The sequence below is a fragment of the Variovorax sp. GW823-FHT02B07 genome, assembly GCF_058797695.1.
On sequence record NZ_JBXAJX010000007.1, the window covers coordinates 26,059 to 44,400 of the forward strand.

The following is an 18,342-nucleotide window of genomic DNA, read 5'->3' on the forward strand; positions in this document are numbered from 1 at the left end:
GCTGCTCAATCAACAGGCAACGTGGTGCGAAGCCGCGCCAATGCTCGCTTTGCCTTCCGACTTCCTCAGGCAACCCACAGAGTTATGCACAGAAAGCCGGAACAACTGTCATCAAGTTGACTTGGCCGCGACGTAGCCCTTGAACTGCTCGCGCAGCTTGGTCTTCAGCAGCTTGCCGGTGGCTGTATGCGGCAGGCTGTCGACGAAAGCCACGTCGTCGGGCAGCCACCACTTGGCCACGCGCTGCGAAAGAAAAGTGAGCAGTTCCTCGCCCGTGACCTCTGCGCCTGCACGCTTCACGACGATCAGCAGGGGCCGCTCCTGCCACTTCGGATGCGCGATGCCGATCACCGCGGCCTCGGCCACGGCCGGGTGTGCGCTGGCGGCGTTCTCCAGGTCGATCGACGAGATCCACTCGCCGCCCGACTTGATCACGTCCTTCGCGCGGTCGACCAGCTGCACATAACCGTCGGCGTCGATGTTGGCCACGTCGCCGGTCGGAAAGAAGCCCTCGGCATCGAGCACGTCGCCGCCTTCGCTGCGGAAGTAACCGCTCGCAATCCACGGGCCGCGCACATGCAGGTGGCCGAAGGCCACGCCGTCGTGCGGCAGGCGCTGGCCGTTCTCGTCGACGATCTTGAGCTCCACGCCCCACACGCCGCGGCCCTGGCGCATCTTGACCGTGGTCTGCTCATCTTTCGGGAGCGCGAGGTGCTTGGGCAGCAGGTTGCCGATCACGCCGATGGGGCTGGTCTCGGTCATGCCCCAGCCTTGCACGAAGTCGGCGCCGAAGTCGCGCTCGAAGCGTTCGATCATGGCGCGCGGCGTGGCGGCGCCGCCCACGCCGATGCGCTTCAGGCCGATGGCGCGGGTGTCGATCTCGGGGTGGGCGTCGAAGTACTGGAACAGCATCAGCCACACGGTGGGCACCGCCTGCGAGAAGCTCACCTTCTCGTCGCGCATGAGCTCGTACAGGCTCTGGCCATCCAGGTGCGGGCCGGGCATGACGAGCTTGGCGCCCACCATCGGCGCCGAGTACGGCATGCCCCACGCGTTGGCGTGGAACATGGGCACGGCCAGCAGCAACGTCATCTGCGAGCACACGCCGAAGGTGTCGGGCGCGCATTCCATCAGCGAATGCAGCACGGTGGAACGGTGCGAATACAGCACGCCCTTGGGATTGCCCGTGGTGCCTGACGTGTAGCACAGCGAGGAGGCGGTGCGCTCGTCGAACTCGGGCCAGGTGTAGTCCTCGCTCTGCGCGCCGATGAGCTCGTCGTAGCACAGCAGGTTGGGCACATCGATGGCCGGCATGTGGACGCGGTCGGTCATGGCGACGAAGGCGCGCACGCTCTTGAGCTTGGGCGCGAGCTTCTCGACCAGCGGCGCGAAGCTGGTGTCGAAGAACAGCACCTTGTCTTCGGCGTGGTTGACGATGTAGTCGATCTGCTCCGGAAAGAGCCGCGGGTTCACCGTGTGCAGCACCGCGCCCGAACCCGACACGCCGTAGTACAGCGCCAGGTGCCGGTAGGTGTTCCACGCCAGCGTGCCCACGCGATCACCGGGCGCCACGCCCAGCGCCTTCATCGCATTGGCCACCTGCTTGGAACGCCGCTGCACCTCGCGGTAGTTGGTGCGGTGCACCGGGCCTTCGACGGTGCGCCCGACGATCTCGACGTGGGGGTGGAAGGTGGCCGCGTGATCGATCAGCGACGAGATCAGCAGCGGGCGGTCCTGCATCAGTCCGAACATGGTGTGTGTCTCCTGTGGTTCTTTTGAGCGTGCGTCTGCGAAGGCTACTTCACGGCAATCGAATCGCCCATGGGCTCGAACTCCTTGCCGTTGAACTGCACCAGCTGCAGCGTGTTGAACGGAAAGTAGTCGGTGGCCGAGGTGTTCAGCGCAATGCCCGGCAGCAGCATGCCGGTGCGCATGTTCTTGAGCGTGGTGGCCTGCTTGAGCACGTTCTCGCGCGTGAGGTTGTCGCCCGAGGCCTTGAGCACGGTCTCCATGGCCTGCGCCACGCCGTAGCCGTACACGCCGGCGGCGTTGTTCACGTCTTCGTTCGGCGCGTACTTCTTCATGAAGGCCAGGAACTCCTGCGTGGCCGGGTCGTTGGCCCAGCGCGGCTGCGCGGCGTCCTTGAAGAAGGCCATGGCCATGATGCCCTTCGACTTCTCCAGGCCCGCGGGCTCCAGCGTCATCTTCACGTAGGCCGACACGTAGGTGAGGTACTGCTGCTTCGGCTTCCAGCCGATGTCCCAGGCCTTGCGGATGGCCTGCGCGGCAAAGCGCGCGGTGGCGAAGTTGACGAACACGTCGGCGCCCGACGACTGCAGCTTGATGATCTGCGAATCGACCGTCGGGTCGGCCACTTCGAACGAGGCCTCGGCCACCACCATCGAGGCCTTGTCGCCCAGGCCCTTCTTCAGGCCCTTGAGCAGGTCCTTGCCGAAGTCGTCGTTCTGGTAGAGCACGGCGATCTTCGCGTTCGGCATCGTCTTCAGGATGTTCTTCGCGTACAGGCTGCCCTCGCCCTCGTAGCTGGGCATGTAGGGCGTGGTCCAGGGGTAGGCCTTGGGGTCGTTGAAGCGGTCGGCGCCCACGCCCAGGAACAGGTGCGGCACCTTCTTGGCGTTCATGTAGCGCTGGATCGCGGCGTTGGAGGCCGAGCCCAGGTTGCCGTACACCGCGAGCACCTCGTCCTGCTCGACCAGCTTGCGCACCACCTCGGTGGTGCGCGGCGGCGTGTACTGGTCGTCGTAGCTGATGAGCTTCACCTTGCGGCCGTTGATGCCGCCCTTGTCGTTCACCATCTTGAAGTAGGCCTCGTTGACCTTGCCGACGATGCCGTACGACGACACCGGGCCGCTGTAGGGCATGGCCATGCCGAGCTTGATCTCGGTGTCGGAGGCGCCGGTGTCGTACTTCTTCTGCGCGAGGGCTGCGCCGGCGGTGAACAGGAGGGCCGCGCCGCCCAGGGCGGCGGCCAGTCGAACGATGGAGGTCATGGAAGCTTCAGTGGAAAACAAAAAGGGGAAATGAATAGCGGGCCGACAGCGCGGCCCGCGTGACGTCGATCAATCGCCGAGCACCTTGCCGAACGGCTCGTAGCGCGTGCCGTTGAAGCGCACCAGCTGCATGCGCTCGATCGGGTAGAAGTCGGTCGGCGAGGTCTTCACCTCGATGCCCGGGTAGAGCATGGGCGGGCTGTACTGCAGGTTGGCCGCCACCTTCATGATGTTGGCGCGCGTGAGGTCGTCGCCCGCCTTGCGCAGCACCTGCTCCAGCGTCTGGGCCGACGAGTAGCCCAGCACGTTGAGCGAATCGCTCAGATCGCCCGAGGGGTAGTACTTGCTGAACCAGGTCTTGTAGTCCTCGTACTCCTTGGCGCCCTTCCACATGTCGTCGGCCGGGTCGCGCAGGTAGGTGGCCGAGATCACGCCCACCGCGTTCTCGGGGCCCGCCGGCTTGATCACCGCCGACACCGACACCGACACGCTCGACAGGTACTGCGAGGGCTTCCAGCCGATGTCGGCCGCCTTGCGGATCGCCTGCGCCGCGAACTTGGGCGTGGTGATGCTGAAGAAGGTGTCGGCACCCGAGGCCTTCAGGTTGACCATCTGGCTGTCGATGGTCGGGTCGGTCACCTCGTAGGTCGACTGCGCCACGATCATCGTCTTGGCCTTGTCGCCCAGCGCTTCGAGAAAGCCCTTCAAAAAGTCCTTGCCGAAGTCGTCGTTCTGCATGAGCACGGCGATCTTCGCGTTGGGCTTCGTGCTCAGGATGTGCTGCGCGTAGATCTTGCCTTCGGTCTGGTACGTGGGCTGCCAGCCCATGGTCCAGGGGAAGGCCTTCGGATCGCCGAAGCGCGTGGCGCCCGTGGCCACGAACAGCTGCGGCACCTTCTTGGCGTTCATGTAGCGCTGGATCGCCAGGTTGTGCGCCGTGCCCAGCGGGCCGAAGAGCACCAGCACCTCGTCCTGCTCGACCAGCTTGCGCGCCTGCTCCACCGTCTTGGAGGGGTTGTAGGCATCGTCCAGCGAGATGAACGTGACCTTGCGGCCGTTGATGCCGCCTTCGGCATTGAGCTTGGCGAAGTAGCCCGCCGCCGCCTTGCCGATGGTGCCGTAGGCCGACACCGGGCCCGAGTACGGGACGATGTGGCCGATCTTGATCTCGGTGTCGCTCGCGCCCGGGTCGTAGCGCTTCTGGGCCTGCGCCGTGAAGGCGACAGTCAAACCGAGCGTGGCCGCCAGGCCGGCGCCCAGCAGGCGGCGGCGCGTGCCGGGGCGGGCGGAAATGAGGGAACGTGTCATGGTGTTGTCTCCGTCGTTCTCGTGAAAAAGAAGCTGCGGCCGCGGGCCTCTCACCGGCCTCGTGTCGGTCTCTTGCGGACCTCGTGCGGCGTTCGGGCTGGATGGTAGGCAGCGCCTCCTGCGCGTCACATCGTCGGAACGGACGATTGAGAGCGGCTGAGGGTTGCCCCTAGCATGGGCCTCGACACGGAGACACACCCACCGCCGCGCAACGCGGCGGGCACCGAAGGCAAGCACCGCATGGACCTCACGCTCAATCCCCGCTACGAAGCCTTTCGCGACGAGCTGCGCGCGTTCCTGGCCACGCACGGCCACCGCTCGGCCTTCGCGCGCACCGCCGAACGCCCCGACGCCGACGCCCTCGCGTGGCAGCGCCTGCTGCTGGACCACGGCTACGCCGGGCGCACCGTGCCGCGCGACTACGGCGGCCACGGCGCGGCGCCCGACGTCATGGAGTCGCACCTCATCACCGAGGAGTTCGCGCGCGCCGGCGTGGCGCCGCCGCTGGGCAACCAGGGCATCTCGATGCTGGTGCCCACCCTGCTCGAGCTGGGCACCGAGGCGCAGCGGCGCGAATGGATCGGCCCCACCTTGCGTGGCGAGGTGGTCTGGTGCCAGGGCTACTCCGAGCCCGGCGCGGGCTCCGACCTGGCCTCGCTGCAGACGCGCGCCACCGAAGACGGCGGCGACTTCGTCATCAACGGCCAGAAGATCTGGACCTCGACCGCGCACGTGGCCGACATGATCTTCTGCCTCGTGCGCACCGAGCCCGGCGCCGCGAAGCACGCCGGCATCAGCTACCTGCTGTTCTCCATGAAGACGCCCGGCATCGAGGTGCGCCCGCTCAAGACCATGACGGGCCACGCCGAGTTCAACGAGGTCTTCTTCACCGACGTGCGCGTGCCGCAGCACCAGATCGTGGGCCAGCGCGGCGAGGGCTGGAAGGTGGCCAACGCCACGCTCAAGCACGAGCGCGGCTCGCTGGGCAACCCCAACCTCACGACCCAGCGCTACCAGGAACTCGCCACGCTGATGCAGGCCGAGACCGTCGACGGCACGCGCCTCATCGACCAGCCCGTGCTGCGCGACCGCCTGATGCGGCTGCAGGGCCAGGTGCTGGCGCAGAAGTGCCACGGCCTGCGGCTGCTCACGGCCGCGGCCACCGGCGAAGACCCGGGCCTGGCCGCGCTGGTCGTGAAGCTGCAGGGCTGCGAGCTGCGCCACCAGCTGGCCGCGCTCGCCATCGACGCGCTGGGCGAACTGGGCCTCTTGATGCCCGGCAGCGCGCACCTGCGCGCGCAGGCGCTCTGGCAGGAGCGCTACATGTTCGACCTGGGTTTGATCATCGGCGGCGGCACCGCGCAGATCCAGAAAAACATCATCGCGGAGCGCGGGCTGGACATGCCGCGTGAACCGCGTCTTGCCTGATCGGTTGAAAGAAAGCACCCCATGGAATTCGCCCTCTCCGCCGACCAGAAGCTGCTGCAGGACAGCCTGCGCCGCGCGCTCGAACGCGCCTGCCCGCTCGACCGTGTGCGCCGTGTCGCGGCCGACGACCTGCCGCTGGACCGCGAGGTCTGGCGCACGCTGTGCGAGGTCGGCGTGCCGGCCCTGCTCGTGCCCGAGGCCTTCGGCGGGCTCGGCCTGTCGCTGCTCGACGCCGCGCTGGCCGCCGAAGAACTGGGCCGCCATGTCGCGCCCACGCCTTTTCTCGGCACCGCCGTGCTCGCACCGCTGGCGCTGCGCGAGGCCGGCAGCGCCGCGCAGCAGGATGAATGGCTGCCGCGCCTGGCGGCTGGCGAATGCATCGCCGGCGTGGCCATCGCCGAGGCCGTGGCCGGCGCGCGCGATGGCGCCGGCGTGACGGCCAACACCAATGGCACGCTCGACGGCAGCGCGCTCTTCGTGCTTGACGCCGGCGCGGCCGATGTGTTCATCGTGGCCGACCGCGCGGGCGGCCTGCACCTCGTGCGCGCCGATGCACAGGGCCTCACGCGCGGCGCGCTGCGCAGCATCGACGCCACGCGCCCACTCGGCGAGCTGCACTTCGCGCAGGTGAAGGCCGAGCGGCTTCCCAACGCCAGCCCCGCCACGCTCGCGCGCCTGCGCAGCGCGGGCTGGGCCCTGCTCGCCGCCGACACGCTCGGCGCGGGCGAAGCCATGATCGGCCAGGCCGTGGCCTACGCCAAGGAGCGCCGCCAGTTCGGCCGCGTGATCGGCTCCTTCCAGGCCGTGAAGCACCTGTGCGCCGAAATGGCCGCCGCGCTGGAACCCGGCCGCGCGCTCGTCTGGTACGCAGCCCATGCCTTCGACGCACTGCCCGACGAAGCCGCGCTGCTCGCCGCGCACGCCAAGTCGCACCTGAGCGAAACCGGCACCTTCGTCGCCCGCACCGCCACCGAGGTGCATGGCGGCATGGGCATCACCGACCTGCTGGGCCTGCATTACTGGTTCAAGCGCATCGGCTTCAACCGCCAGCTGCTCGGCGGGCCCGAGCGCGTGCGCCACCTCGCCGCCGAGATGCAGGGCCTCGTCGCCGCATGACCTCCCATCCCATGACCACACCATCCACCGCCCCCCGCATGCTCGAAGGCCTGCGCATCGTCGACCTCACCACGGTGATCTTCGGCCCCTACTGCACGCAGATCCTCGCGGACCTCGGCGCCGAGGTGGTCAAGGTCGAGCCGCCCGAGGGCGACAGCATCCGCATCATCGGCACGCCGTCCGTCACGCCGCTGATGAGCCCCGTGCACCTGCGGCTGAACCGCGGCAAGCGCTCGGTCGACTGGGACCTGAAGAGCGAGGACGGCCGCGCCGCGATGCGCCGCCTCATCGAGACCAGCGACATCTTCATCCACAACGTGCGCAGCGACGCCATCGCGCGCGCGGGCCTGTCGTACGACGACGTGCGCGCCATCCGCCCCGACATCGTCTACGTGCACTGCACCGGCTTCGACCAGCGCGGGCCGTACGCCGCGCTGCAGGCCTACGACGACATCATCCAGGCCGCCTCGGGCATCGCCTCGTTGCCGCCCAAGGTCGACGGCAACCCGCAGCCGCGCTACGTGCCGATGACCATGGCCGACAAGGTCTCCGGCCTGCACGCGGCGTATGCCGTGCTCGCCGCCGTGGTGCACCGGCTGCGCACCGGCGAGGGCCAGCAGGTGGAGGTGCCGATGTTCGAATCGCTCGCCAGCTTCAACCTCGTGGAGCACCTGTGCGACAAGACCTTCGTGCCGCCCACCGGCCCCGCGCTGTACCCGCGCCAGATCGACCCCATGCGCCAGCCCATGCGCACGCGCGACGGCTACATCGCCATTGCGCCCTACCTGGACGACCGCTGGCTGCGCTTCTTCGAGGCCGCCGGCCACCCCGAGGTGCTCGAGGCGCCCGAGCTGGCCGACAAGGCGCTGCGCCGCAAGCACATGAGCCGCATGTACGAGGCCGCCGCCGCCATCCTGCCCGAGCGCACCACGGCCGAGTGGCTCGACATCCTGAAGAAGGCCAACGTGCCCGCGATGCGCGTGAACGACATCGCCGACCTGCCCGACGACCCGCAGCTGCAGGCCGCCGGCCTTTTCCGACAGCGCACGCATCCGACCGAAGGCGCGTATCTTGAGGTGCGCCCACCGGTGCGCTTCTCGGGCTATGCCTACGCCGACCTGTCGCACGCCGCGACGCCCGGCCAGCACAGCGCCGAAGTGGCACGCGAGCTGGGCGTGACCCTCACGAACGAACGAAAGAACGCCGCATGACCATGACTGTCTACGACGCCGTTGCAAGCCGCCGCTCGGTGCGCGAATTTCTCGACCGCCCCGTGCCGGCCGACACCCTCCGCCGCGTGCTGCAGGCCGCGCTGCGCGCCCCCTCGGGCGGCAACCTGCAACCGTGGCACCTGCACGTGGTGGGCGGCGAGCGCCTGGACGAACTCAAGGCCCTCATGCGCACCCGCGTGCAGGAAACGCCCGGCGGCGAAGGCAGCGAGTACGACATCTACCCGCGCGAGCTGGTGGCGCCTTACCGCGACCGCCGCTTTGCCGTGGGTGAAGCGATGTACGCACGCCTGGGCATTCCGCGCGAGGACAAGGCCGCGCGTTTGAAATGGTTTGCGCGCAACTTCCAGTTCTTCGGCGCGCCGCTCGCGCTCTTCTGCACCGTCGACCGCCGCATGGGCCCGCCGCAGTGGTCCGACCTGGGCATGATGTTGCAGAACGTGATGCTGCTGCTGCGCGCCGAGGGCCTGGACAGCTGCCCGCAGGAATGCTGGGCCATCTACCCGCAGACCATTGGCCGCTTCATCGACCTGCCGCCCGAACGCATGCTCTTCACCGGCATGGCCATCGGCTACGCCGACCGCGACAAGCCCATCGACGCCCTCGAGACCGAGCGCGCGCCGCTCGCCGACGTGGCCGAGTTCATCGGCATCTAGGAAGGCAATCACCGATGGACGATTGGGAAAGCGCCTGGGCGCCGATGGTGGCGCGCGTGGGCGAGGACTTTGCGAACGGTGTGATCCGCTGGGGCGCCGACGTGATCGAGGCCGGCGCCGTGCGCCGCTATGTCGAGGTGCTGGAGTTCGACTGCCCGCTGCACCACGGGCCCGGCGCCGTCGCGCCATCGACCAGCCTCGCCAGCCTCACGCTGCCGCCCATGTGGGCCCCGGGCCAGCCGCCCGTGTTCACCAGCGACGCACGCAACGCCGAACCTGAGCGCAGCCCGCTCAAGGGCACGCGCCCCGAAGGCATGCCGCCCACCACCGCCTACATGGCGACCGACTACGAGGTCGATTACCTGCAACCCGCGCGCCTGGGCGACCGGCTGGGCCGGCGCGGCAACCGGCTCGTGCGCTGCGAGCCCAAAGCGACCAAGGTCGGGCGCGGTGCGTTCACGACGTGGGAGTACGACATCGTGAATCAGCGCGAAGAGGTCGTGGCCCGCTGCCGCTTCGGCATGTACCACTACCTGCCGCACTAGGTTGCTGATGCAGCAGCCCTTGGCGCTCTGGCGCACTCACGCCGACGGGGTACCTTGCTCCGCGAATGTCCTCCGGCCTTCGGCCTCCCCCTTAATTTCGCTGCGCAAGGCACCCCATCGACGTGAGCGTTGTCAGCGGCGGTCGTTGATCCGCCGCACACCAGCGCTGCCACCCGTGCACAGGGCACTGGGTGCTTCCCGCAGCGAAATCAAGGAGGAGGCCGCAGGCCGGGGGACATTCGCGGAGGGAAGTACCCGGTGACCTGTGCACGCGCCCTGAACAACGAAAGCAGAGCAACATGAACTGGCAAGAACAACGCCACTGGAACGAAGTCAACGAGGGCGACACCCTGGCCCCCGTGCCCTTCCCCCTCACCGTCTACCGCCTCGTGATGGCCGCCGGCGCCAACCGCGACTTCAACGCCATCCACCACAACACCGAGCACGCCCAATCGACCGGCGCCCCGGAGATGTACGCCAACGTCATGTTGCTGCAGGGCATGTGGGAGCGCGCGATTCGCGAGTACATCGGCACGGCCGGCGTGCTGCATGCCATCCGCGGCTTTCGCATGAAGTCGTTCAACACCGCGGGCGACACCGTCACCGTGCGCGGCCAGGTCGAACGCAAGTGGATCGACGACAGCGCCGACGCCGCGCACCGCCATCGCCTCGACCTGCGCCTGTGGAGCGAGAACCGCCACGGCGTGTCCGTCGGCCCCGGCCTGGCCGTCGTGAGCCTGCCGCCCTGACATCGCGCCCACATAGAAAAACCATCGGAGACAAGACAGACATGCACAGCAGACTCACCCGCCGCCACGCCCTCGCGCTGGCCGCCGCCCTGGCCACCGGCAGCAGCGCCTTCGCGCAGCAGCCAACCTGGCCCGACAAGCCCATCCGCATGATCGTGCCCTACGCGGCAGGCGGCGGCACCGACGTGTTCGCGCGCATCGTCGCCGAGGGCCTGGGCAAGCGGCTCGGCCAGAGCGTCATCGTCGACAACCGCCCCGGCGGCAACGGGCAGATCGGCATCACCGCCGTGCAGCGCGCACCGGCCGACGGCTACACCGTGCTGTTCTCGCTCACCTCGATCATCCAGAACCCGCTGCTGTACCCCAACGCCGGCTTCGATCCGTTCAAGGACTTCGTGCCCGTGTCGGAAGCGGGCCGTCTGCCCATCGTCTTCACCGTGAGCAACAAGCTCGGCGTCGACACCCTCGACGGCTTCGTCAAGCTCGCGCGCGCCGCGCCCGGCAAGTACTCGTACGGCTCCTACGGCAACGGATCGAGCGCGCACCTGTACGCCGAGGTGCTGCAGGACGCCGCGGGCATCCAGCTGCTGCACGTGCCCTACAAGGGCGAGGCGCCGGCCATCACCGACCTGCTCGGCGGCACCGTCGACGCCGTGTTCGTCTCGGCCAAGGGCGTGGGCCCGCACGTGGCGGCCGGCAAGGCGAAGTCGATCGCCGTGGTCGGCACCGCACGCGCCCCGCTCGCGGCCGGCGTGCCCACCTTCAAGGAACAGGGCTTCGCCGGCATGGAGTCGGTCGGCTGGTTCGGCATCTACCTGCCCGCCGGCACGCCGCAGCCCATCGCGCAGCGCCTGTCGACCGAGGTGGCCCAGGTGGTGCAAAGCCCCGAGCAGGCCGCGCGCATCGAGGGCCTGGGCGTGATCCCGGTCGGCAGCACACCCGCGCAGCTCACCGCCACCATGCGCGCGGACCATGCGCGGTGGAAGCAGGTGATTCAGGCCAAGAACATCCGGCTCGATTAAGGCGGATGCCCTGCGGCCCGGTTCACTCCAGCCGCAGGTTCATGTCCTTGATGAGCCGCGACCACAGCAGGTTCTCTCTGCGCACCGCCGCCATCAGTTCACCCGGCCCTTCACCCGAAGGCTCCAGCCCCAGCCCGATCATGCGTTCCTGCAGATCAGGCTGCGCCACGGCCTGGCGCACGGCGCCGGCCAGCTTGTCGATGGCCGGTTGCGGCGTGCCGGTGGGCGCGAAGAAGCCCCAGAAGCCGCCGTGCTCGTAGCCCTTGAAGCCCTGCTCGGTGAAAGTGGGAATCTGCGGCGCGAGCGGCATGCGGCGCGTGCCGAACACGCCCAGCAATTTCGCGCGGCCCGACTTCGCGTGCGGCAGCGCCTCGCCCATGGTGACGAAGCCGCCCTGCACCTGGCCGCCGAGGATGTCGATCATCAGCGGCGCGCCGCCCTTGTAGGGCACGTGCGTCATCTGCAGGCCCTCGTCGCGCATGAGCTTCTCGCCGTAGAGGTGGCCCGACGAGCCCTGCCCCGCCGAGCCGAAGCTCAGCTTGCCGGGCTGCGCCTTGGCCATGGCGACGAACTCGCGCATGCTTTTCGCGGGCACGCCCTCGCCCACCGCGAACACGAGCAGGCCGTAGTTCGACAGCGACACGGGCGCGAAGTCCTTGAACACGTCGTAGCCGGGCTTGGCCATCAGCAGCGGCGCGAGCACGAAGGAGTTGACGGCGAACAGCAGCGTGTGGCCATCGGCCGGCGCCTTGGCCACGAAGGACGCGGCAATGGCACCGTTCGCACCGGGCTTGGGGTCGATGAGCACCGGCTGGCCCAGCGGCTTGGCGATGCGTTCGCCGATGGTGCGCGCGATGCCGTCGACCAGCCCGCCGGCCGCCGACGACACGATCACCTTGATCGGCTGGGTCGGGTAGGCGTCGGCCGCCTGCGCCTTCGGCAGGGCACCGAGCGCGGGGGCGAGCAGCCCGCTCGCGCCCCATTGCGCGAATCGACGTCGTTGCAGCATGAAGATGTCTCCTGTTGATTCTTTTGAAGATGAAGTTCTGCTCAGCCGGCGGCGCCCCACACGGCCAGCGCATCGAGCGCCTCGACCGTGCCTCCGTCCACCCGCAGCGGGTTGACTTCGAGCGAGACCAGTTCGGGGCCGAGCGCGAGCGCCGCGTTGCCGATGGCGGCCACGGCTTCGGCGATGGCATCGCGGTCGGCCGCGGGCGCGCCGCGCCAGCCGTCGAGCAGGCGCGCACCGCGCAGCTCGGCCAGCATGTCCTTCACCTCGGCGGGCGTCACGGGCAGCAGGCGCAGGCTGGTGTCGCGCAGCGCCTCGACCCAGATGCCGCCGAGCCCCACGGCCAGCGCCGGGCCCCACTGCGGATCGCGCACGGTGCCGACGAAGAGTTCGAGCCCGCCCTGGCGCATCGGCGCGACGAGGATGCCGTCGATCTCGGCCTCGGGCCGCGCGGCGCGCACGCGCGCATCCATCGCCTGCCAGGCAGCGCGCACCGCGTCGGCGCCCTGCAGGTTGAGGGCCACGCCGCCGACCTCGGTCTTGTGCGCGATCTGCGCCGAGGCGATCTTCAGCACGACCGGGCCGCCGAGTTCCTGTGCAATGCGCGCGGCCTCGTCGGCGCTGCGCGACAGCCGCACGGGCACGACCGGCACGCCGCGCTGCGAGAGCCAGTCGAGCGTCTCGCGCTCGGAACGCAGAGGCTGCGCGGGCGGCGTGGCCGGCACTGCAGCGGCGACACCTTGCGCGCCCTGACGCCGGCGCAGGGTTTCCGACCAGCGACGCACCGCACCCGCCGCGCTCATCGCATGGTGGATGCCGCAGGCGATGTGGCGGATGCCGGTCTCGGCGATGAGCTCGCGCGACCGCTCGCTCACCTGCATCACGTAGTGGCTGCAGACGATGGCCGGCACCGGGCTGGCGGCCAGGCCGCGCGCCACCTGCGCCAGCACGGAGCGGTTCAGCGGCGTGTCGTTGGCCGGCGCGTTGGGCACGTCGGCCACGACGATGGCAGCCCCCAGCGCGGGGTCGCGCACCAGCGCCTCGAGCGCGTTGCCGAACAGCTCGGGCTGCAGCATGGCGGCGCCGGTCACGTCCAGCGGGTTCTGCGGCGTGCCGTAGCCCGGCAGCACCTCGCGCAGCGCGGCCTCGGTGGCGGGCGCGAGCGGCGTGAGCGCCAGGCCTTCTTCCTCGGCGCGCTCGGCAAAGATCTCGCACATGCCGCCCGACATCGACACCGCCGCCAACCCGCCGGCCGCGAAGGGCCCGGTCATGCTGGCGAAGGCGGCGGTGAACACCAGGTCTTCGATGGAGCGCACGCGCATCAGGCCCAGGCGCTGGCACATGGCGTCGAACACGCGGTCGTCGCCCACCAACGAGCCGGTGTGGGCCTGCGCGGCCTGCGCCGTGATCTCGCTGCTGCCCATCTTCAGCACCACGATGGGCTTGGCCACGGCCAGCGCGCGCTCGGCCGCGGCGGCAAAGCGCTGCGGGTCGCGCACGGTCTCGGCGAACACGGCGATGGAACGCGTGTGCTCGTCGTCCACCAGGTAGTCGATGACCTCGGCGATGTCGATGTCCGACTCGTTGCCGGTCGACACCATGCGGCTCAGGCCGATGCCGTGCACCTGCGCCATGAACGACAGCTGCCCCGCCAGCGCGCCGCTTTGCGACACGATGCCCAGCGTGCCCGCCGGCAGCGGCTCGCGCAGCGAGGCGGTCCACACGGCCGAGCGGTCGACGAAGTTGACGAAGCCCAGGCAGTTCGGCCCGAGGATGCGCAGGCCGCGCGATCGCGCCTTGGCCGTGAGCTGGCGCTGGCGCTCGCGGCCTTCCTCGCCGGCTTCGGCGAAGCCCGAGCTCAGCAGCACCGCGTTGCCGATGCCCGCGCGCTGCAGGTCGGCCAGCGCGTCGTCGAGCGCGTCGGCCGGCACCATGAGCAGCGCCGTGTCGACCGGCTCGCCGATGGCCTCGGCCGAGGTGGCCGCTGCCATGCCATGAAAGCTGCCGCCGCGCCGGTTGACCGGGTAGAGCTGGCCCGCGTAGCCCAGCGTGCGCAGGCTGGCGAGCGCCGCGTTGGACCACACCGAGCGCTCGGTGGCGCCGACGAAGGCGATGGCCTTGGGGTGGAGGAAGCAGTGAAGAGAAGAAGAGGAAGAGGAAGTCATGGCAGCAGGAAGGAAGGTCGGGTTCAGTCGTCGAGCTTGATGCGCAGGTCGCTCACGAAGCGCTTCTCGTCGGCATAGGTCTTGTGCGCCCAGGCCGTGTAGGCGGGGCTGTCCATGTAGAACCTGACGTAGTCGTTGAGGTCGAGCGTGCGCAGGAACTCGGGGTCGTCCACGGCCTTGCGGAAGGCCTCCTGCAGCGCCTGCACCACCTTCGGGTCCATGCCGCGCGGGCCGGCGATGCCCCACGAGCCGTTGGCCACCACGTCGTAGCCCAGTTCCTTCACGGTCGGCACGTTCAGCCGCGTGGGCGAGCGCGCTTCGTTGAAGGTGGCCAGCAAACGCACGCGCCCGCCCGCCACGGCGGCGCCGAAGCCGGCCTCGGAGACCGCGTCCACATGGCCGCCCATGAGCGCGTTGTACAGCTCGGCCGCGCCCTTGAAGGGAATGAAGTTGAACTTCACGCCGGCCAGCGCGGCCAGCCGCTCCATCGACACGTGCGAGGTGCCGCCGCGCCCGGTGGTGCCGTACGACACCTCGCCCGGCTTGGCCTTGGCCGCGGCCAGCAGCGCGTTCAGGTCTTTCCACGGCGCGTCCTGGCGCACCGTGATGCCCAGCGTGGCGGCCGTCACGTTGGCCACGTAGGTGAAGTCGGTGGCCGGGTCGTAGCTCACCTTCTGCAGGTGCGGCAACCGGTACAGCGAACTCAGCATGAGCGACAGCGTGTAGCCGTCGGGCGCGGCCTTGCGCGCCATGGTGGTCGGCGCCAGCGTGGCGGCCACGCCGGGCTGGTTGAGGATCACGATCTGCTGCTTCAGCTCGCGCGAGGCGGCCAGCGCCAGCGCGCGCGCCTGCACGTCGGTGGCGCCGCCCGCGGGGTACGGCACCAGCAGCGTGATCGGCTGCTTGCCGAACAGGCCCTGGGCGCGTGCCAGGAAGGGCAGCGCGGTGCCCGCGGCGGCGAGCGCCGCGCCGTGGATCAGGCGGCGGCGCGCCGGGTCGGTCGGGAAGGAATGCATGGCTTGTCTCCGGTCGGTCGAACAGTCGAATCGTTCGTTCTTCGGCGATGGTCGCGCGCAGCCCTGTGCCGGTCACCGTCGCTTCGGACGACTTTGGCCGCCGCAGCGCTTTCGATCCCGTCGCTTCCGACGATGCCGGCGCGGCGCGTCCCTTCCATACTCGGCGCACAACAACGAACCGACCGACGGAGACCGCAGTCCATGGACCTCACCCAGCCCCTGCACAAGGCCCTGCAGGAACGCCCCGGCGCCACCGCCCTCGTGTGCGGCGAGCGCCGCAGCACCTTCGCCCAGTTCGTCGACCGCGTGGCGCGGTTGGCGGCCGTGCTGCAGTCGCTGGGCCTGCAACCCGGCGACCGCGTGGGCCTGCTGGCGCTGAACTCCGACCGCTACGTGGAGTACATCTATGCCACCTGGTGGGCGGGCGGCGTGATCAACCCCGTCAACATCCGCTGGAGCGCGCGCGAGGTCGCGTACTCGATGGACGACTGCGACACGCGCATCCTGCTGTCCGATGCGCACTTCGGCGCCGTGGCGCAGCAGCAGCGTGAACTCTCGCGCTCGCTGAAGACGCTGGTGCACTTCGGCGACGGCCCCGCGCCCGACGGCATGGCCGATGCCGAAGCCCTCATGGCGCAGGCGCAGCCCGTGCCCGACGCGCGGCGCGGCGGCGCCGACCTGGCCGCCGTGATGTACACCGGCGGCACCACCGGCCTGCCCAAGGGCGTGATGCTCACGCACGGCAACCTCTACACCGGCCAGCTCTCGGCCAACATGGCGGCCACGCGCCCCGCCGAAGCCGTGGGCCTGAACATGGCGCCCATGTTCCACGTGGGCGGAACCGGCCTCACGCTGCAGCTGATGATGCGGCTGTGCACGCAGGTCATCATTCCGGCCTTCGACGAAGTGAAGGTGCTCGAGGCCATCCAGAACGAGCGCGCCAGCGAGACCTTCATGGTGCCCACCATGCTCAAGCGGCTCATCGAGCACCCGCGCTTCGCCGAGTTCGACACCACGCCGCTGCAGCTGGTGCTGTACGGCGCCGCGCCCATCGACGACGCGCTGCTGCTGCAGGCCATCGACAAGCTGCCGCGCGCGGGCTTCTGCCAGCTCTACGGCATGACCGAGCTGTCGCCCGTGGTCACCGTGCTGCCCACGTGGTGCCACCAGCCCGACCAGCCCGCCGCGCGCCGCCGCTCGGCCGGGCGGCCCGTGCTCATCGCCGAAGTGCGCATCGTCGATGCCGAAGGCCGCCCCGTGCCAAACGGTACCGTCGGCGAGATCGCCGCGCGCGGGCCGATGGTGATGGCCGGCTACTGGAACAAGCCCGAGCAGACCGCCGAGGTTCTCCGCGATGGCTGGATGCACACCGGCGACGGCGGCGTGATGGACGCCGACGGTTTCGTCTACGTGGTCGACCGGCTCAAGGACATGATCGTGAGCGGCGGCGAGAACATCTACTCGGCCGAGGTCGAGAACGCCATCACGCAGCTGCCGCAGGTCTCGATGTGCGCCGTGGTCGGCGTGCCCGACGACCAGTGGGGCGAGCGCGTGCATGCCGTGGTCGTGCTGCGCGCCGGCGAAGCCCTGAGCGCCGAGGCGCTGGTGGCGCACTGCAAGACGCTGATCGCCGGCTACAAGTGCCCGCGCAGCGTGGAGTTTCGCGAAGAGATTCCGCTGTCGCCGGCGGGGAAGATGCTCAAGTACAAGCTGCGCGAGCCGCACTGGGAAGGGCGCGCGCGCAAGGTGGGGTGACGCGCCGACGGGTGTGTCTGGGTGTGTACGGGTGTGTTTCACCTGCTTGGGGTATGGTGGCGGGCCGCCACCTGCACCCACTGCGACATGCACCGCCGCCTCCTCGCTCTCGCCCTGCCCTGCTTTCTGCTCCTTGGCCTGTCGCCCGCCTTTGCGAACGGCAGCCTGCAGTGCGACGGCCGGCCGTACGCGGTCGAGATCCAGTTCAGCCTCTCGACCGGCCAGCTGACCGAGCTGATCGTGGCGAACACCGCCTCCGGTGCCGACGAGACCGAGCGCTTCAGCCTGCAGCAGCGCTTCGTCGACCATCGCCGCCAGTTCATGCGCGCGCGCGGCACCGGCCTGGACCGTCCGCAGGTGGCCGTGGCGCTGCGCGTGGCCGGCGCGACCGGCACGCTCAGCTACCGCGGCACGCAGTACGAGCTACGCTGCAACTGGACCGCGCTGGGCTGACCCACCCTGTCGTGCGTTCACGCCTCGCATGCCGCAAGACCGCACCCTTCTCTATGCCGGACGCGGGTTCGAGGTGGCGCATGTGCGCCTGCACGCGCCGCAGGGACCAACCTGGAGCGACCTGTACACCGTGGCTTCGCCGCGCGTGGTCTTCCCCATCGGGCGCACGCGGCTCGACGTGCGCTCGGGCGAGCACACCTGGCTGACCGACGCACTCACCGCCATCCGCTTCGGCGACGCCACCGCCTACCGGCTGCGGCCCGAGACCGCGACCGTGCGGCACAGCCTCGTGGTCAGCGGCCGGGCGTCGGTGAGCCCGGCCCACGGTGAAAGCGCGGCGGGCGTGAGCGTCTGCCTGCTGACCCCGCAGGCGCTGTACCGCATGCACGCGGCACGGCGCCAGTTGCCGGACACCGACGGCGCACAGGCCGCGGCCCTGGTGGCCGCGCTCGTCGCCGAGCTGGGCAGCGCGCCGCACCAGGCGCCCTGGCACGGCGCCGTCGCGCGTGCACGGCAGCTGCTGCTGTCCGAAGGCAGCGGCCCGGGCGCGCGGCCTTCGCTCTCGCTGGACGAGCTGGCCGAGGCCGTGTCGCGCTCGCCCTTTCACCTGGCGCGGCGCTTTCGCCAGCAGACCGGCCTGAGCCTGCACCAGTACCGCCAGCACCTGCGGCTGGCCTCGGCGATGGAGCGGCTGGCCGACGGCGAGCGCGACCTGGCCGGCCTCGCGCACGACCTGGGCTACTGCAGCCAGAGCCACCTGGGTGCCGTGTTCCGGCGCGCAGTGGGCGTCACGCTCGGCGAGGCCCGCCGCGTGCTCGGGCCGGCCGGCGCAGCAGGCGCACGAATCTGATAGCTTTCGCGCCGCCCGGGCCACAGACTG

16 protein-coding genes are annotated in these 18,342 nt (G+C 69.8%); 10 read left to right on the top strand and 6 right to left on the bottom strand.

Annotated elements, in window-relative coordinates:
- Positions 1-111: 111 nt before the first annotated feature.
- From AC1RGU_RS26230 to AC1RGU_RS26240, 3 genes are all read right to left on the bottom strand, one after another.
- A complete protein-coding gene (locus AC1RGU_RS26230) occupies positions 112-1,752 on the bottom strand; it encodes a 3-(methylthio)propionyl-CoA ligase (protein WP_492698657.1) in 1,641 nt (546 codons plus the stop codon).
- A gap of 44 nt (positions 1,753-1,796) precedes the next feature.
- Positions 1,797-3,011, bottom strand: a complete 1,215-nt coding sequence (locus tag AC1RGU_RS26235) for an ABC transporter substrate-binding protein (protein WP_307638025.1) — start codon at positions 3,009-3,011, stop codon at positions 1,797-1,799.
- Between the two features lie 69 nt (positions 3,012-3,080).
- A complete protein-coding gene (locus tag AC1RGU_RS26240; protein WP_492698659.1) occupies positions 3,081-4,319 on the bottom strand; it encodes an ABC transporter substrate-binding protein in 1,239 nt (412 codons plus the stop codon).
- A gap of 174 nt (positions 4,320-4,493) precedes the next feature.
- On the opposite strand from AC1RGU_RS26240, the gene AC1RGU_RS26245 reads away from it, so the two are divergent.
- The 7 genes from AC1RGU_RS26245 to AC1RGU_RS26275 all read left to right on the top strand — a co-directional run bounded on the left by AC1RGU_RS26245 (position 4,494) and on the right by AC1RGU_RS26275 (position 11,064).
- On the top strand, positions 4,494-5,747 hold the full coding sequence (locus AC1RGU_RS26245; protein ID WP_492698661.1) for an acyl-CoA dehydrogenase family protein: 1,254 nt from the start codon (positions 4,494-4,496) through the stop codon (positions 5,745-5,747).
- Between the two features lie 21 nt (positions 5,748-5,768).
- Complete coding sequence (locus AC1RGU_RS26250) at positions 5,769-6,863, top strand: acyl-CoA dehydrogenase family protein (RefSeq protein WP_492698662.1); 1,095 nt, start codon at positions 5,769-5,771, stop codon at positions 6,861-6,863.
- Between the two features lie 11 nt (positions 6,864-6,874).
- The gene (locus tag AC1RGU_RS26255; protein ID WP_492698663.1) at positions 6,875-8,074 is read left to right on the top strand and encodes a CaiB/BaiF CoA transferase family protein; all 1,200 of its coding nucleotides are present in this window, start codon (positions 6,875-6,877) and stop codon (positions 8,072-8,074) included.
- Between the two features lie 2 nt (positions 8,075-8,076).
- A complete protein-coding gene (locus AC1RGU_RS26260; protein ID WP_492698865.1) occupies positions 8,077-8,748 on the top strand; it encodes a nitroreductase in 672 nt (223 codons plus the stop codon).
- A gap of 14 nt (positions 8,749-8,762) precedes the next feature.
- Positions 8,763-9,293: a hypothetical protein gene (locus tag AC1RGU_RS26265; RefSeq protein WP_492698664.1), complete on the top strand. Its 531-nt coding sequence runs from the start codon at positions 8,763-8,765 to the stop codon at positions 9,291-9,293.
- 299 nt (positions 9,294-9,592) lie between these two features.
- Positions 9,593-10,042: a hotdog family protein gene (locus AC1RGU_RS26270; RefSeq protein ID WP_062475176.1), complete on the top strand. Its 450-nt coding sequence runs from the start codon at positions 9,593-9,595 to the stop codon at positions 10,040-10,042.
- Between the two features lie 41 nt (positions 10,043-10,083).
- Positions 10,084-11,064 (top strand): Bug family tripartite tricarboxylate transporter substrate binding protein, encoded by a 981-nt coding sequence (locus tag AC1RGU_RS26275; protein ID WP_492698666.1) that lies wholly within the window; start codon positions 10,084-10,086, stop codon positions 11,062-11,064.
- Positions 11,065-11,086: 22 nt separating this feature from the next.
- Here the strand turns inward: AC1RGU_RS26275 and AC1RGU_RS26280 are convergent, their stop codons facing one another.
- From AC1RGU_RS26280 to AC1RGU_RS26290, 3 genes are read right to left on the bottom strand one after another with little or no spacing between them, the layout of a single operon-like run.
- The gene (locus AC1RGU_RS26280) at positions 11,087-12,073 is read right to left on the bottom strand and encodes a Bug family tripartite tricarboxylate transporter substrate binding protein (RefSeq protein WP_157755190.1); all 987 of its coding nucleotides are present in this window, start codon (positions 12,071-12,073) and stop codon (positions 11,087-11,089) included.
- A 41-nt stretch (positions 12,074-12,114) separates the two neighbouring features.
- Positions 12,115-14,238: an acetate--CoA ligase family protein gene (locus AC1RGU_RS26285; RefSeq protein ID WP_492698669.1), complete on the bottom strand. Its 2,124-nt coding sequence runs from the start codon at positions 14,236-14,238 to the stop codon at positions 12,115-12,117.
- A gap of 23 nt (positions 14,239-14,261) precedes the next feature.
- Positions 14,262-15,254 carry a tripartite tricarboxylate transporter substrate binding protein gene (locus AC1RGU_RS26290; RefSeq protein WP_062475192.1) on the bottom strand — a complete coding sequence of 331 codons (993 nt, stop codon included), beginning with the start codon at positions 15,252-15,254 and terminating at the stop codon, positions 14,262-14,264.
- Positions 15,255-15,455: 201 nt separating this feature from the next.
- Here AC1RGU_RS26290 and AC1RGU_RS26295 point away from each other — a divergent pair, with 201 nt between their 5' ends.
- The 3 genes from AC1RGU_RS26295 (at position 15,456) to AC1RGU_RS26305 (ending at position 18,312) form a co-directional block, all read left to right on the top strand.
- Positions 15,456-17,009 (top strand): long-chain-fatty-acid--CoA ligase, encoded by a 1,554-nt coding sequence (locus tag AC1RGU_RS26295; RefSeq protein ID WP_492698671.1) that lies wholly within the window; start codon positions 15,456-15,458, stop codon positions 17,007-17,009.
- 87 nt (positions 17,010-17,096) lie between these two features.
- The gene (locus tag AC1RGU_RS26300) at positions 17,097-17,462 is read left to right on the top strand and encodes a hypothetical protein (protein WP_354344656.1); all 366 of its coding nucleotides are present in this window, start codon (positions 17,097-17,099) and stop codon (positions 17,460-17,462) included.
- A 28-nt stretch (positions 17,463-17,490) separates the two neighbouring features.
- Positions 17,491-18,312 carry a helix-turn-helix transcriptional regulator gene (locus AC1RGU_RS26305; RefSeq protein WP_492698673.1) on the top strand — a complete coding sequence of 274 codons (822 nt, stop codon included), beginning with the start codon at positions 17,491-17,493 and terminating at the stop codon, positions 18,310-18,312.
- The last annotated feature ends 30 nt before the right edge of the window (positions 18,313-18,342 follow it).

Coding starts and splice junctions, on each gene's coding strand:
- AC1RGU_RS26240 (WP_492698659.1), bottom strand. CDS start 4,319: ATGACACGTTCCCTCATTTCCGCCCGCCCCGGCACGCGCCGCCGCCTG.
- AC1RGU_RS26285 (WP_492698669.1), bottom strand. CDS start 14,238: ATGACTTCCTCTTCCTCTTCTTCTCTTCACTGCTTCCTCCACCCCAAG.
- AC1RGU_RS26295 (WP_492698671.1), top strand. CDS start 15,456: ATGGACCTCACCCAGCCCCTGCACAAGGCCCTGCAGGAACGCCCCGGC.
- AC1RGU_RS26230 (WP_492698657.1), bottom strand. CDS start 1,752: ATGTTCGGACTGATGCAGGACCGCCCGCTGCTGATCTCGTCGCTGATC.
- AC1RGU_RS26275 (WP_492698666.1), top strand. CDS start 10,084: ATGCACAGCAGACTCACCCGCCGCCACGCCCTCGCGCTGGCCGCCGCC.
- AC1RGU_RS26235 (WP_307638025.1), bottom strand. CDS start 3,011: ATGACCTCCATCGTTCGACTGGCCGCCGCCCTGGGCGGCGCGGCCCTC.
- AC1RGU_RS26245 (WP_492698661.1), top strand. CDS start 4,494: ATGGGCCTCGACACGGAGACACACCCACCGCCGCGCAACGCGGCGGGC.
- AC1RGU_RS26290 (WP_062475192.1), bottom strand. CDS start 15,254: ATGCATTCCTTCCCGACCGACCCGGCGCGCCGCCGCCTGATCCACGGC.
- AC1RGU_RS26305 (WP_492698673.1), top strand. CDS start 17,491: ATGCCGCAAGACCGCACCCTTCTCTATGCCGGACGCGGGTTCGAGGTG.
- AC1RGU_RS26260 (WP_492698865.1), top strand. CDS start 8,077: ATGACTGTCTACGACGCCGTTGCAAGCCGCCGCTCGGTGCGCGAATTT.
- AC1RGU_RS26265 (WP_492698664.1), top strand. CDS start 8,763: ATGGACGATTGGGAAAGCGCCTGGGCGCCGATGGTGGCGCGCGTGGGC.
- AC1RGU_RS26255 (WP_492698663.1), top strand. CDS start 6,875: ATGACCACACCATCCACCGCCCCCCGCATGCTCGAAGGCCTGCGCATC.
- AC1RGU_RS26280 (WP_157755190.1), bottom strand. CDS start 12,073: ATGCTGCAACGACGTCGATTCGCGCAATGGGGCGCGAGCGGGCTGCTC.
- AC1RGU_RS26270 (WP_062475176.1), top strand. CDS start 9,593: ATGAACTGGCAAGAACAACGCCACTGGAACGAAGTCAACGAGGGCGAC.
- AC1RGU_RS26250 (WP_492698662.1), top strand. CDS start 5,769: ATGGAATTCGCCCTCTCCGCCGACCAGAAGCTGCTGCAGGACAGCCTG.
- AC1RGU_RS26300 (WP_354344656.1), top strand. CDS start 17,097: ATGCACCGCCGCCTCCTCGCTCTCGCCCTGCCCTGCTTTCTGCTCCTT.